Annotated in this window: 11 protein-coding genes; 6 read left to right on the top strand and 5 right to left on the bottom strand. The window is 21.7% G+C overall.

What is annotated here, in order from left to right; genetic code table 11:
• Positions 1-127 precede the first annotated feature (127 nt).
• A complete protein-coding gene (locus AC8IG9_RS06230) occupies positions 128-1,792 on the bottom strand; it encodes a hypothetical protein (RefSeq protein WP_507425950.1) in 1,665 nt (554 codons plus the stop codon).
• 268 nt (positions 1,793-2,060) lie between these two features.
• On the opposite strand from AC8IG9_RS06230, the gene AC8IG9_RS06225 reads away from it, so the two are divergent.
• A complete protein-coding gene (locus tag AC8IG9_RS06225; RefSeq protein WP_507425949.1) occupies positions 2,061-2,408 on the top strand; it encodes a hypothetical protein in 348 nt (115 codons plus the stop codon).
• Between the two features lie 4 nt (positions 2,409-2,412).
• Here AC8IG9_RS06225 and AC8IG9_RS06220 read toward each other — a convergent pair whose 3' ends face one another.
• Positions 2,413-4,323 carry a hypothetical protein gene (locus AC8IG9_RS06220; RefSeq protein WP_507425948.1) on the bottom strand — a complete coding sequence of 637 codons (1,911 nt, stop codon included), beginning with the start codon at positions 4,321-4,323 and terminating at the stop codon, positions 2,413-2,415.
• 30 nt (positions 4,324-4,353) lie between these two features.
• Positions 4,354-5,580, bottom strand: a complete 1,227-nt coding sequence (locus AC8IG9_RS06215; protein ID WP_507425947.1) for a hypothetical protein — start codon at positions 5,578-5,580, stop codon at positions 4,354-4,356.
• Positions 5,581-5,670: 90 nt separating this feature from the next.
• On the opposite strand from AC8IG9_RS06215, the gene AC8IG9_RS06210 reads away from it, so the two are divergent.
• Both AC8IG9_RS06210 and AC8IG9_RS06205 read left to right on the top strand, forming a co-directional pair.
• On the top strand, positions 5,671-6,270 hold the full coding sequence (locus AC8IG9_RS06210; RefSeq protein WP_507425946.1) for a hypothetical protein: 600 nt from the start codon (positions 5,671-5,673) through the stop codon (positions 6,268-6,270).
• Positions 6,271-6,311: 41 nt separating this feature from the next.
• Positions 6,312-6,737 (top strand): hypothetical protein, encoded by a 426-nt coding sequence (locus AC8IG9_RS06205; protein WP_507425945.1) that lies wholly within the window; start codon positions 6,312-6,314, stop codon positions 6,735-6,737.
• A gap of 25 nt (positions 6,738-6,762) precedes the next feature.
• Here the strand turns inward: AC8IG9_RS06205 and AC8IG9_RS06200 are convergent, their stop codons facing one another.
• Together AC8IG9_RS06200 and AC8IG9_RS06195 are read right to left on the bottom strand one after the other, a co-directional pair.
• On the bottom strand, positions 6,763-7,248 hold the full coding sequence (locus AC8IG9_RS06200; protein ID WP_507425944.1) for a hypothetical protein: 486 nt from the start codon (positions 7,246-7,248) through the stop codon (positions 6,763-6,765).
• 58 nt (positions 7,249-7,306) lie between these two features.
• Positions 7,307-8,230 (bottom strand): hypothetical protein, encoded by a 924-nt coding sequence (locus tag AC8IG9_RS06195; RefSeq protein WP_507425943.1) that lies wholly within the window; start codon positions 8,228-8,230, stop codon positions 7,307-7,309.
• A 164-nt stretch (positions 8,231-8,394) separates the two neighbouring features.
• Here AC8IG9_RS06195 and AC8IG9_RS06190 point away from each other — a divergent pair, with 164 nt between their 5' ends.
• The 3 genes from AC8IG9_RS06190 to AC8IG9_RS06180 form a co-directional block, all read left to right on the top strand.
• Positions 8,395-9,762, top strand: coding sequence for a hypothetical protein (locus AC8IG9_RS06190; RefSeq protein ID WP_507425942.1), 1,368 nt, complete (start codon positions 8,395-8,397; stop codon positions 9,760-9,762).
• Positions 9,763-9,822: 60 nt separating this feature from the next.
• The gene (locus AC8IG9_RS06185) at positions 9,823-13,965 is read left to right on the top strand and encodes an OTU domain-containing protein (RefSeq protein WP_507425941.1); all 4,143 of its coding nucleotides are present in this window, start codon (positions 9,823-9,825) and stop codon (positions 13,963-13,965) included.
• 36 nt (positions 13,966-14,001) lie between these two features.
• Positions 14,002-15,522, top strand: a 1,521-nt coding sequence (locus tag AC8IG9_RS06180; protein ID WP_507425940.1) for a hypothetical protein, incomplete at its 3' end; no start/stop codon positions are given.

Raw genomic sequence — 15,522 nt, 5'->3', positions numbered from 1 at the left:
TAAAATTTTAATATACTTTTTTAAAAATGAAATACTTTGGTTAAAATTTTAATATACTTTTTTAAAAATGAAATACTTTGGTTAAAATTTTAATATTTTTTTGCATACTTTTTTTTTTAAAAAGTATTTAGAAATTCCAAATTTCAGAAAGATCCTTTGTCATAGTCTCTGTTGTTTCGTGTATTCTTAATTTATTAAAGGTACTTTGTTTTTGGAGATAATTTAAAATAATTATAAAAATTTTATATTGTAGAGAAATTTCTATATGGGATTTAAAATTTTTATGACTGTCATCTAAAGTAAAGATATTTAAAAATCTTTTCAATACACGTAAATCTACTTCTTTACTACAATGTTCTCTTATTTGAGTATCATTTTTATATTTATTAAAGTCTAAAGAATCTACATTTATTTCAAATAATTTGTATTCATATATAAAAGAAATTAATTTATCAAAATACTTTTTATAATCATCAGAAATATTATTACATAAATCTATTTTTTCTTTTTTTGTTGTATTTTTCCCTTTTTTATTTTTATCAAAATATTCATTTAATTTATCAATACAATTAATTAGTATTTGTACAATACTAAAACAAGACTTTACATCGCAAATACAGTCAATTATATGTGTATTATTAGTATTTGAATTTAATTTTTTAGAATATAAATTTGTTTTACAAATCTTTTTTACTTCATTATAAGAATTTATAAAATTATAAGAAAAATCTTTAAAAGATACTATAGACATTTGTTTTAAATCATCTTTTTTTAAAATATCTTTATTTAGTTTAAAATAATAACTTGGTATAATTGTAGAAAATACAGTATATTCATTATATAAATCCCAACATTGATTTTCATAAATTTGATTATGAAATATTGTAGATTCAGACATACTACACAACATATCAGAATAACGACTTAATAATAAATCATTGTCACTCTTTTTTTCAGCATTAATAAAATTATAATTTTGATATATACTATTAGATAATACTTGAGGTTCAGATATACTAATGTTAAATGATTTATTAAAATCAAAAGTTTTACTATAATCTAATAAATAAGACATCTTTTGGTTTAAATCTTGATCTTCACATTTCATATCAACTGCTTTTATAAAATTCTCAAATGATATATTATTACTTAAATACCATTGTTCTACTAAAAAAAACAATTGTCTAATATCATATTGTGATTTTTCTATTAATTCTTTATTATTTTCCTTTGTTAAATTCAACTTTTCCGATTCATTCATGTCGGAAAGTAGCTTATTTAATTCTAATAAACTAGGCTTTTTAAATTCTATCAAAGTACAATTTTTATAATTATTATTACAAAATACATTTTTATATTTTAAATTATTACATACTAAAATAATAGGTATATTATGTATATTATGTATCGAATCTACAAATGTATCTAAACCTTTTTCACATAATTCTATATTATCGATAAAAACAATGTTTTGTTTATTACGTTTTTTTGTAAATGTATTTTCTAATGTTAAAGAATTAAAATCAACTATTGCATTTAATATATCATTCGTTTTTTCATTAGAAGATAAATTATCTAAATCTATATCTATTAAATTATATGCTTTAAACAAACATTCAACTGTTACAGATTTAGCACAACCTATAGGACCCTGTAAAAATAAAATTTGTTTTAAACAAAGATTATATTCACTGTTTGTTTCCAACATTTTAATCCATTTTCTTATATGATTTATTATATCTTTATGGAAAAGAGATTTTTGTATAGTTGGTTTGTATTTTGTTGCAAACATAATACAAGTTTATTATTATTTATACGTTATTATTTTTTATTCATTTTGTTTTCTTATTTTATATAATGTCAAAAAGTCCTATAAAAAATAAAAAGACTAAAAATAATGATAATACTAAAAACAATGACAATAATAATATATTAACATGCATTCTTTGCCATAATAAAATAGATTTATTTGAATCAAAACACATTTGTATTTTTAGAAACAAGTACTAATATGTACGTCGTTAGACGGTAAAGTTTATTTTATTATTATAATACATACAATGTCAACACCTATTCAAGAAACTTTTCAAACATATCTACAATTACAAAAGCAATTAGTAGAAATGAGAAAGGGTATAAAAGCTATAAAAAAAAATGCAGATACATTAGAATTAGAAATAAAAGAATATATGACAAAAAATGATATGGATAGCATATCATTAAAAGATGGAGAAATAGTTTTATATGCTCGTAAAATACCACAAACATTTAAAAAAGAAGTAATTATGGAAAAAATTAATGAAAAATTAAAAGATACTCAAAAATCAGAAGAATTAGCACAATCTATAATTCAAAATAAACAATTTATAGTAGAAGATAAAATAAAAGCTGTTATCAAGAAAAAATAAAATATTAATTACTATCACTATCACTATGGTCATTAGAGTAGTTATAGTCGTTATAGTCGTTATATAAATTAATTATACTATCAATTATAGTATCAGTATAGTCAGGTACCTCCAACGTTGGAGACGTTGATCTGTAAGGTAATATAGGAATATAATACGATTGATCATTATATAAAGGTGAAAAATTTAATAAATTCATAACATTTTCACTTCTTATATCTTGTGTAATCTGTCTACTAACAATATCATAATTATCTTGTTCATATAAATTAATTATACTATCAGTTATGTCTATATCAACTGCGTCAGTGGTGTCCAGGGTATCTACAAGGTCACTTATAAGTAATGGAGTATTTTCTTGATTATTATTAGCATTACAATTACTTTTAATTAAATAATTTGTTATATATTCATCAACTTTTAAAGTATAGCTTTTATTAATATAAAAATCATCTATTTCTTTTGGATTTTTACATTTTAACTCTGAATAAACAATTTCTTCACTAAAGTCTTTATATCTTTGTTTACAATTTTGCAATATTAACAAAGTTTGTTTATATGGTAATAATTCGTATATTTTATCATCGTCTTTATACATTTCATGTAATATATCATATACTTTTAAGGATAATTCAGGCAAAAGAGATTTTATTATATGATATATATATGATTTTATCCTCATCTTTTCTAATTTATAAATACCTTCAGAATGTTCAGATATTTTACAATCTCCTATTTCATGATTTGAACAAATCAGGTCATTACAAATGTATTCAGGTATTGTTTTTTTAATATAATTGTCAGTATCAAAACGGAAACATCCACTAATACCATTTGAATTCCAATGTTCAATTAATCCTTTGACTGTAAAACCTATTCTGCCACAAGCATAACATCTTTCTAAATTATGATGAGATAATCCATTACATTTTTCTGTTTTATATAAACTACGTCTACAAATACAACAAATCATATAACTTGATACTTCATTTAAAAGACTCTTTATTTGATCAAGAACTATATCTATTGTTATTTCTTTATTTAAATATAAATAAGAACTTTCTTTATAATTTAATTTATTTTTTATACTTTCTATAGAACCATTGTTTGATCCTTCTGTAAAACTAAAATTACTAATTTCCGTTTCTTCTATAATTTCTTCTATAGTTTCTTCTTTAGTTTCTTCTTTTAATTGTTCTAAAGGCGAATCGTGTATTATTTTATTAATATAGTAATTGTAAACATTTGGGTTTTCGTTTTCATAAAATGTTTTACAATCATAACAACTATTTGTATAATAAGAAATATACTGTTTACAATAATAACAGAATTTCTTTAAACATTTTGGATTTTGTGAACATTTTATAATGAGGTCCCCAATTGATGTATTTTTAATCTCTTCAATTTCAATTAATATATCAGTATTACATTTATACATTGGACATTTTATAATGGTAAATCCTGGAAATGCATATTTATTTGCATGATCAGAATAACCCAACCATTCATCATTTGTAGTACATATTTTTTCAATAAGATGATGTTCAAAAATATTTTTAAATCCTATTTTTGTAAGACAATCTTTAAAAGGATAAGGACAAAATATATGACTATTAGATTCATTTATAGGATGATTTTCATAATTATTTACTGTTTTTCTTAGACATTCTATACAAATATAATGTATATTACAACAACTTTTTACCAATAAATTGTTTGGTATATAATCATTAATAAAAAATGATCTTTGTATATCTATTAATGATAAATCAAACCAATTTTCAGATACATTCGTAGACTGTAGTTTATTTCTTTTTTTTTGTAAAATATGCAAATCTTTAAAACATATACAACAATATTTTTCTGGATCTAATATTATTTTAAACGCATCAAAAAATTCATCTTTTAAATTCATTACTTAATAACAATAAATAAAAAATAATAATTAAATATATTCAAAGCGTATAATTATTTCAAATTTCAAATTATCTAAACTATAATTATAATTATTATTAAATTGAAATCCTATAGTTTTTAAATCAAAATCTTCATCTATATCTATGTCATATTGATTGTTTTCTGAAGAAAATGTTAATGTCTTTCCAAAATCCTTTTCCATATCTAAATGCAATATATCATAATAACAAAAGTTTTTTTTAGTAGTTTCGTATTTATTTAATGGAATATCATTTAAAAATATTTGAACATAAATTTTTTCAAATATATTTGTATCAGGTGAGTTCTCTGCCATATATATTGAATTATTTGCATAAGATATTCTATTAAAACCACATATTTTTTGTAAATTATAATTATAGTCGTTTTCTATAAACAATAAAGAAAAAGTGTTATTATTATTGTTATTGGTATTATTGTTATTTGTAGTAAAATAAACTCTATTTTTTAACATATTTACAAATAATTTAAAAGTATAATCTTTATTTTTATTTATAGAAGATAAATTTAAAAATTTTGTCATGCAATCTAATAAATTATGAATAGAATAGTAACCAATAGGTATAGTTATAAGAGTTTTTACATTTTGTTCTATAATATAAAATTTATTGTTTAATTCATTAATATTATACATGTTACATTTTAAATAAATTGACTGCAAATCTATACTTTTTAATTTAGGTACATGAATATTATACATATACTGTCCTTTATTATTTTTATAAGAATCATCTGACATGAAATGAATACGTTTATCGTAACGTTCCTTTAATTCAATGTCATTTTCTGTTTTATCAATTTCATTTTCTGTAATTTCTTTAATAGAGTTATTTCTGTCTTGATATTTTTCAGATTCTACTTCTACATGTTTTTTATTTAAATCTTGTAATAATAAATATTCAAATTTACCAACGGTAATTTTATTTAAAGCTATTAAAACATCTTCTAACTCTTTTTTATTTTCGTATATTAAAATAAAATTATCGTCAAATATTAATTCTTGCAAGTTTATCATGTTCATTTTATAAGTTTCAATGTATTCAATCAAGATATTATTATATTGAGGATATGTTTTTATGATTTTTTTTATAATCATATCAAATAGATATCCTGAATTTTTTTGCGATATAAATACATTTTTTAAACGCTCTTTAATATTACCTTGATTACCTGTAACGAAGATATCGTTAGACGGCAATGTACCATGTATATTCATAGTTATATATATATATTTAATTATATAAATATAATTTTTTATACGTAATGTATTTAATAAGAAAATTAATTTTCATAATAAATTACAAGAATGTTTGCACATTTAGATTTAAATGATTTAAATTCTTTACACGAGTTATTTATAACATTAGATATTGATTTAGAAAATTTTCTTGAATATATTTGTTGTTTAAAAAATATTAAACCTGCATATAAATCTCATAAAGATATTTCTAAATTTTATGATGTTATTATTTTTATAAAAAATGTAGATATATCAAATTTTGTTTATTTCAAACATCTTAAATTATTATGTAATAAAAATAAAGTTATAGAGGTATTAAAAAAATATAATAAAGATTTATCTTATTTAGAAAACCTTACATCTACTTATTTCCAAAATGAAGATTCTATTATTATAGGTGATATTCTAGGGTATTTTTGCCCAGGATTAACAAATAGAACAAAACATAATAGTGTAGCTATTGAATACAATATTACATTATCAATAGATTTTAAAAGAATTTTCGATATTAATAAAAATTCTTTACAAATTATTGGATTTAATTGTTTAAGATCTGATATTAATTCTAAATTTTTAGATTTTTATCTTTATGAAAATTTATTAAATAGTTATTTTCAAACTGTAAAAATTGGAAACGTTTTTATAAACTTTAAACGTTTAAAATAAAAAAAAAATGAAATTTATATTTTGTATTATCAGTATTTAAAATGTCATTTGAAAAAGTATTTTATTCTTCTTTTGTAAAAGGTGTTGGTAGAACTGTAGGTGTTCTTACTATTTTTGGATCTTTGGGATTATTATATATCTCTTTTACAAATTTATACAATTATAACCAAGATAGACTAAATAATAAAGAAAATAAACAAACTATTACTAAAGAAGAAAAAAATGTAGTAGAAGTAGTACCTTGCCAAACCGATGGGTTTGACATCGGTAAGGTACCTTGCCAAACCGATGGGTTTGACATCGGTAAGGTACCTTGCCAACTAAAGTCAGAAATGGTAGAGGTTGATATAGAAGATCATTTAGATATAGAAGAAGAAGAAAAATTAATTGAAACAATTGAAACTATCAAAATTAAAAATTATGAAAATAACGAATTGTTTAAAAAACTTTTTGATAAAATTAAATAAAAAAAGTAACCAGAAAAGTTTAAAGTTATTTTCTATAAGCATCTTTAATAACTAATCTTGTATTAGTACCAATATAAGCATTATCATGAATTTTATTTATTTCTTGATGATCTTCGCAAAGTGGATGAAAACGATTAATATTAATACCACTTAAAACATTACAAGCTCTACCAACTCTAGTATATTCTGGTACAAGTTTATTATCACAATCTAATAATATTTTTGTTTTAACTGGATTTGCTTTATTTGGATTAAATTTCTTTTCAGGACATTTTGTAAAATTAACATTTTGGCCTCTTAAATCACTTTCAACATCTATAGATTCTACAGGAATACTTCTAAATGGATTATGCATAAATGGTGAAGCTGCTTGAAAACAAACTTCTTTTGATTCTAAAATTGATTTATCTGTTACCCAATCAAATGGAGATGTACTTTCTTTATTACTTTTATCTAAAGCACATTCGTCATATTTTGAACGTGTAAATGAAAAATGGGCAGGTGATGACATATATATTTATGTATATAAAATAAATTTAATTAATTAAATTAAAATAACATATAATTTTTTATATAGCACATCCTTCTACACATTTATTAAAAGGCCAAATATTATCAGGAATAGCTGCTAAAGTAGCTCTATCTTCTACAGTAGAAGCTCTTGATGCGCATTTTTTACATCCTTTACTATAACTATCAATGATTTTTCCATTTGTAATAGTAAAAAGCTGTGTACCAACACATTTACCATCTACAAGACCAGTGTCTGTTAAACATACTAATTTTTCTGTAATTGGATCAGTATAAGAATCTGGTATTTTACCAGATTTTACAGTACATTGATCAGGACAAGACCTACCAGATGCTTTTAAATTATTTATAATAGGTCCTTTAGTAAGATCAGAACTGGATGCAAAAGTTTTAACATCTTTAAAATCGTTACAATATTTAGGAGGATTATTTTTAGGATCACTTGTATCACATAATGTAGGATTGTCATTTATGGCATTATATACTTTATTACACCAATGACCTTCATTTTTTATATCTGAAACTGTACATTCTTGATTTTGCCAACTTGAATTAAAAGTATTAAATAATGCTTTTGTTTTAGAAATAGGATCTCTTAATTTTTTTACATAATAAGTAGAAAAGTTTGCTTCATCACAAGGAATAGAATCACTAGTTTCAAGGAAATCTGTTTTTTTTATTTGATTTATAGTAGTATCGCCCTTTTTATAATTACGTACTAAAGAATGTAATGTTTTAGAATTTTTTATATTTAAAGAATTATCAACTTTAAAAACATATTCATTTCCATCTGTTCCAATTATACAAGCTAATTTTGAAAAGACATTGTTTGTACCAGATCCATCGAAATTTTCTCTTTTATGAAAAAAATAATAATATAAAACTACAATTGATAAAGCTATTATAGCAACAAAAAACAATTTATTATTTTTTATTACCTTTTGTATATGAATTACTTTCATTATACATTATACAAAGAAAAAAATACAAAGAAAAAAATACAAATAAAAAAATACAAATAAAAAAATAGAATAAAATTGAATTTAATTAAAAACTTGCTATAATCACTAACTTGCTATAATCACTAACTTGCTATAATCACTAAATTGCTATAATCAAATATATTATGTCATTGAAATCTGAACCAAAAATTTCTACAATTACAATATCTACACAATTACCATATTGTCAATTAAATTTAACAAACATTGGAAAATATTTAAATATAGATGACCAAATCATTGGTATAAAATACAATTACGCCGATTTAAGTATTATGAAAGGAAAATATTCTACTTCAATTTATAAAAAAGCAAAAAATAAAAATATCGATAAAATAAAAAAAACACTTTTTTACAATCAAATTACAATTATTTTAAATAATGATGGGAATAATGTTAATGTAAAATTATTTGGAAATGGAAGTTTACATTTAACTGGATGTAAAAGTGAAAATGAAGGTGCAGATATTACTAGAACTATTTATTATAAATTAAAAAGCATAATTGATAAAAAAGATGTTATTTTATTGACAAAAGATGAAAATGGAGTATTAATAGATAAAGATAAATTAGTATATTCGTATAAAACTAATGTTGGAGACGGTAAATGTAAGGATAACGTTGGAGACGGTAACGTTATTATTGGATACAAAAAAGACAATAATAAATATATTATTAATAAAAAAGAATATACTATTGATCATAAAACAAAAATGTTTATTTCTACAAAAATAGAAAAAAAAAGACAACGTTCTATTATTAATTTCAAAGGAGAAAATATAGGGTTTTCAAAGATTGAACTATTTAAAAATAGAAATAAATTTTATAAAAAAAATATTAATATATACATTGATCCAATAAATGATTTTATTTATTACAATAATACTATTCTTATAGGAAAAATAGATTATAATATAGATAAAGATAAAATTATTAATATAGATAATACACAAGATGTTTTAGAAATAGAATATTCATGTAATCCTTTTAATTGGAGTTGCGATGATAATAAAGACAATTTAGATAAACTAATAAAAGAAGGTAACGTCGTAGACGTCATTGGACGACAAGATTGTTCTTTTAAAAAGAAAATAGATTTTAATGTAAATTGTATAAATGTGTATTTTACTATAGATTATGAAATAAATAGACAACGTTTATATGAACAACTTGTAAAATTAAATTATATATGCAAATACAAGCCAGAATCATATTCTGGTATTAAACTCATTTATAAAATAAATTTAAATAATCAAGATACATTATCTACTAACGTTGGGGACGGTAAAGATACCTTACCTACTAACGGTAAAGGTACCTGTATTTGTTCAGACAAATGTACTTGTACAAACATTACATTTTTGATATTTCAAACAGGAAATATTATAACGACAGGATTTAAAAAAACAGAACAAATCAAAGAAATTACAGATCATTTTCTTCTTATTTGTAATTCTTTAAAAACAATTATTGAAAAGAAAAAATTTTTATAAATTTTTATAAACAATATAATCGATATTTTTAAAAGATTTATTTCTCAGTAAATGTTAATAATGACATTAGGTATAACTATTATAGAAAAAAATGGTTCTATATTAAATCCTAACGGTGTACCATTTGGTGTATTGATTGACGAAAATATTTTAGAAATAAAAAAGAAAATATTTCTATCAATGCAAAAAAATGAAGATAAAATTAAATATTATCCAAGTTTTATAAAATTAGAAATTAAAAATGAAAACGAAAAAAAATTACTAGCTAATAAAGATTGTTTATTAAATTATTACAATTCGCCTTTACCCACAAATCCTATTATCTACGTAACATCTATTTTTGATAATATAAAAGATATTAAAGACATATATACTTTATATATTCAAAATGAAGATGAAAAATACAAATTCTTTAAAGAATTATCAAAAGAATATACTGATTTAACAATAGATGACTTTAATTTTTTAATAAAAAATAGATTTTACAATTATATAATATCAGAAAATTTACAAATCATAAGCGAAACTGAAAAAGGTAATTTAAAAAGAGATATTGATGATTATATTCAAAATACTATTAAAAACTTTTTGATAAATAATATAAATACTTTTAATGATGAAAATGATTCACTCGAGTCTTTTTATAATATAGCTTACCAAGACAAGTCATTTAATTATGAAATAAACGAAGATAAAACTCCAAGTTTCATATACACTAGTATTTCATTTTCTATTAAAAATGAATTTGGTAAAGAAGATAAATTTCTTAATACACAATCTGTTTTTAATATATTAGAATTATCTGATGATATACCATTTATAGCTTACAACACGGCATCAAAAAAAGATCCTGTTATAAAAATTTATAATAAATTAATAGATTCTGTATCCAAAGATACTATAAAATCATGGATTTTAAATGAAAATAAGAAAAAAAATAAAATCACGTATAAAAAAATTAAAGGTTTAGTAATAAAACACCATTTTAAATTTCAAAATTCAAATGACAATTATTATATGACAATAGAATTTTTAGACAATGGAAGTATTAATGTTAAAACAACTTTTGATATAGAAGATGATAAACGTTCTATAAATGAAATTATAGATATTATACACTTAATTATCAATAATATTATTAAAAAGTTTGATACATTATTTGGTATATATTCTAAATCAAAGAGACTTGTTCCAATTAAAAAAGAACAGATATCAATAGAATCTATTAATGCTATTTTAACGACTGAAGAACTTGTTCAAAAAGATAAATTTCCATTATCAGATTTAGGAATTCAAAAAATTTTTACAGCAAAAATGATAAATAATAGTGAAATTTTGTCATTTTATTATAAACCTAAAGAAATAGTTGTTGATGAAGATTATGAAAAATTAGGTTTAACAGTAAATATAAAAGACAATCCATATAAAAAGGATTCTTCTTTATTATATATTTTTGGTAGTTCAAGTAACCAGCAATTAGAAACTATAATTAACCAAATATTAATAGCAAATGAATTAGGAAAGGGGGAAGATGAAGATGCACTTTTTTCTGATATTGAAGAAGAATATGAACAAAAAATAAAGAAAAAGAGTAATATAAAACAAATGAGAAAATATAATCCAAGTATAGTAAATCCTATTAAATGTCAAAAAGAACGTCAACCTATAACTGCAAATAATGAAAATTATGAAAATTATGATCAGAAGAGAAATTATGAAGATTATCGTATATTAAATTATCAAGATACAAATTATATTTGTACAGGAGATCAATATAAATATCCTGGATTTACACCTGCTAATATTCTTTGTTGTTTTCAAAAAAAGGGAGAAGGCGTATTAAGAAATATCGGAGATCCTTTATTATTAGAAACAATAGTACAACCATCCAATTTTTTAATAAATGTCGAGTATAATAATCAAAAAATTAAAACATATGTTATAAAAATGATATCTGATACAACAAAAGAAAATATAAATCAACCTTATTATTTCTTGGATGTTGAAAACAATAAATTAGTACATATTCATAATAAAGATCTAATTGATACAATACATAAAAATGAAATTTCAAAAGAAAACGAAAATGAATCTATTTGGTTACAATCTACAAAATTATATAATTTAACACAATCTAATAATGGGGAATCTGGTAAATGTGGAACTGATTTTAAAGTTGATTTTACAAATAGAAAAAATAATAATTTACACCAACCATGTAATCAACATGAAAATGAAAAAATTTTTGGTTATACTAAAAATTCAATACCTTGTTGTTTTCAAAATGAACCTAAATTATATGTTTTACCTGAACAAGTAATAAAAGAAAATCCTTATTTAATCACAACAAATAAGCCATTAGAAAAAAGGAGAAAAGGTATTTTACCAACTCCATTAAATATATTGTTAAATGAATTGATTACTCCGAATAATGGTACTTCTAACGAAGACGTAGTTAGACGGAAAGGTGGAGCTATGATTAGATGGGGTGTTGAACAAAATAAATTTTCATTTTTAAACTGTATTATAGAAGCATTAGGATATAAAATAGGATCAAATACAACAACTTTTGGTTTAAGAAGATATATAATAAAATTTTTACAAAATAACCAATCTGATTTTCACAAGTTAAACAATGGTACAATTTATTCAAAATATGGATCATTAGAAAATTATATAAAATCAATAAATGATCAAGAAACCCAATGGTTAGAATTAATAGATATTATTCAAAGATGTTTAGAATGTAATATAATGATTATTAATATACCTCTTATCAAAACTAAAACAACAGAAAAAGAAGATTATAATAATATGAGAGTCATGTGCTTGCCTATAAAACAAAATACATCAAAACCTTATATTTTCTTGTTAAAAAGAATGAATTCATTTGAATTAATTGTAAAAGATACTCAAGTTTCTTGGACTCCAGGTTCACCAGGTAATTTACAATTGAAAAAAAATATAAAATCAATTGTCTCTTATACATTTAAGTATGATAGTAATGATACTCCTAAAACTAATATTGTTAATTTCTTTATAGATTATTATAAATCTTCTTGTGTAAAAGAAAACAAATATCCTGATAATTTTGATTATACTGAATTATACGATACAACAACTTTATTATCTATAATAAAAGATACAGTTCATGATATATTTTTTCAAATAGTTAATAGTTTTAATAAAGTAATTATGATTGTTACCAAAAGAGGTCTTATAATACCAGTCAAAGAAAGTATTATAATAGATAAAGTACAAAAAATTAGTCTACAAACATTTATAGAAAGTAATAAGGCAATCGATATTAATAAATTAGAAGAGTTAATAAACGAATTCAATAGATTACCTAAAGTGACATTTAAAATGTCAATTAAAGGAATTATTAAAGCACCAAAAACAAGTAAACCTATTGTATTGCCTAAAACTACCGATACAACTACCAATACAACTACCGATACAACTACCGATACAACTACCGATACAACTACCGATACAACTATTGTTCCTCAAAGTATTTTACTTAAATCACAATCTTATAAATTTCCATCATTAAAAGAATTAGAAAATATACCAAATCCAAATCTAATTCAAATTCCATTTCCATTGCAAGAAAATATAAAACAAACTAGAATAGAACAAAATGGAATAGAAAAAATACTAAATAATATGTCTTTGCAATCTGGTAAAGAAAAAAGAAAAAATCTTTTTAATATAGAATGCAATGAAATAGATTACATTGACAATTTTAAAGATGATTTAAATGATTTTAAGGATTTATTAAAAAAATATGATTTTAAATTTGAACGTATAGAAGGAGATGGTAATTGTCAATATAGAGCTGTAGCAAAGATTATTTATGGTGATTCAAATATGTATCAAAAAGTTAAAAATGAAATGAAAAATGAATTGGAAATATTATATAAAAAAGATTCTGAATTTTTTGAATATTCTGTAGATGATTATATGAAAGACAACTTTTGGGGAGATCATATTACCTTAATTTCTTTATCAAATACTTTTAAAGATTATTGTTTTAATGTATATACATTATGTAAAAAAGGAGAACCTATACCAAATGGTAAGATTGAATTAATACTATCAGGTACTAAAATAACAGAAGATTGTAATAGACGTTTTGACTGTAATTTATTATATACAGGAGAAAATCACTATGACGTATTACTTGATTATAATTATTAGTAAATTTATTAAAAAAAAAATGTTTAAGTATAATATATGGATAATAAATCAAATATTATAGATTATATTAAAAAGAATTATCCAAAAATTGTTTTTTCACCATTCAAATTTTCATATACGAAAGCACTTGGATTTATTGTATCAAATAATAAATTAGTAATTGGATTTATTAATGCTGATGGTACTATTGGTAAATTAATAGAACCTATAGATATTACAGAAATGAAAAATGGAAAGGTAAATGATGTATTAGAAAAAATTCCTGTTGTTGAAGGATTTAGTAAAGTAGATAAAGATAATTTATTAAATTTCTTTAAAAATGCAGAAAATTCAACTATTTCAAATGATGAACATAACAAAATTAAAAAGGATTTAGAAGAAGCAATTTCTGAAAAAACAAGATATAAATTATTATACGATAGTCAAAATCATGAAATTATTGCTATAAAAAATAAATACGAAAGCGAAATAGAACGTATTCAAAGTGAATATTTTAAGAAATTTGATAGTTTTAGTAGTACTGTAATAAATAATTTTGACCAGATCAAGAATAGTATTACAGAATACAAAAATACAATTGAAGAATTTATTAAAAAAGATACATTAAAATTATCAGACTTGGAATTTATTATTAAAAAAATGTATGAAGAAAAGGATTCATTAGATCAAAAATTAAAAGATATTACTGAAAAAGAAAAGGCAAAAGAAATAGGTGATCACCTAGATCTTGTTCAAAAAGATCTTTTATCACAAATAGAAAAATTAAAAAAAGAAAAAGAATTAGATATTATAGAAAGAAACAAACTAAAAGAAGATAAAGAAAAATTAATACAACAACTCTTTGAAGAAAAGGAAAAAATACAAAAAGAAATTGCTAAAGAAAAAAAGGAAATTCCTATTACCTTGCAAACTACAATTGAATCTAAATATAAACACGCACAAGATTTATTTAATATTAATTCTAAATCTAAAATGTTTTCAGAAGAAAATAGTAAAGAATTTTATAATAAAGTAGATAAATCTAAAAATTTATTATTTAAAATAAAAGAAATCACAAAGGATATTTTATCAGAAAATACGTCAGAAAGTAAGATAGCTAAGGCTAAAAATGATTTTTTTGATTTAATATTAAAAGAATTAGGATACGATGACTTTTTATCATCATATGAAGATAAATATCCAAAAGGTACTTTACTAGGAGAAATACCTGATGCCGATCCTCAAAATATTACTAAGTTAAAAGATGAAATAATACCATTTAAAGAAATATTGGGAAGCAACCCATACATTGGAGCAAAAGATTTAATAAATCCTATGAAATCTTATAAAAAAGAAAGAACTAATTTAAGAAATGCATTTATAACTGGAAATTGGGGTGATATTAAATTGGATAAAAGCACGGAATTACATTATTATACCTTACCTAGTAAAGTTCAATATGGTGGTGGGTTTTTTGATGTTAACTCTGAAGATTCTTATCGTATATATAATCCAAATTCATTAGATTCAGATTCAGATTCAGATTCAGATTCAGATTCAGATTCAGATTCAGATTCA

This window comes from Candidatus Allofontibacter sp. (assembly GCF_040404065.1).
Taxonomy (GTDB): Bacteria; Pseudomonadota; Alphaproteobacteria; order Pelagibacterales; family Pelagibacteraceae; genus Fontibacterium.
The sequence above is the reverse complement of the archived record's forward strand: the minus strand, read 5'-3'. Positions and strand labels throughout refer to the sequence as shown.

What these genes read in the sequence shown, in the direction of transcription:
- AC8IG9_RS06230 (WP_507425950.1), bottom strand. Translation starts at nt 1,792, where the DNA reads ATGTTTGCAACAAAATACAAACCAACTATACAAAAATCTCTTTTCCAT.
- AC8IG9_RS06225 (WP_507425949.1), top strand. Translation starts at nt 2,061, where the DNA reads ATGTCAACACCTATTCAAGAAACTTTTCAAACATATCTACAATTACAA.
- AC8IG9_RS06220 (WP_507425948.1), bottom strand. Translation starts at nt 4,323, where the DNA reads ATGAATTTAAAAGATGAATTTTTTGATGCGTTTAAAATAATATTAGAT.
- AC8IG9_RS06215 (WP_507425947.1), bottom strand. Translation starts at nt 5,580, where the DNA reads ATGAATATACATGGTACATTGCCGTCTAACGATATCTTCGTTACAGGT.
- AC8IG9_RS06210 (WP_507425946.1), top strand. Translation starts at nt 5,671, where the DNA reads ATGTTTGCACATTTAGATTTAAATGATTTAAATTCTTTACACGAGTTA.
- AC8IG9_RS06205 (WP_507425945.1), top strand. Translation starts at nt 6,312, where the DNA reads ATGTCATTTGAAAAAGTATTTTATTCTTCTTTTGTAAAAGGTGTTGGT.
- AC8IG9_RS06200 (WP_507425944.1), bottom strand. Translation starts at nt 7,248, where the DNA reads ATGTCATCACCTGCCCATTTTTCATTTACACGTTCAAAATATGACGAA.
- AC8IG9_RS06195 (WP_507425943.1), bottom strand. Translation starts at nt 8,230, where the DNA reads ATGAAAGTAATTCATATACAAAAGGTAATAAAAAATAATAAATTGTTT.
- AC8IG9_RS06190 (WP_507425942.1), top strand. Translation starts at nt 8,395, where the DNA reads ATGTCATTGAAATCTGAACCAAAAATTTCTACAATTACAATATCTACA.
- AC8IG9_RS06185 (WP_507425941.1), top strand. Translation starts at nt 9,823, where the DNA reads ATGACATTAGGTATAACTATTATAGAAAAAAATGGTTCTATATTAAAT.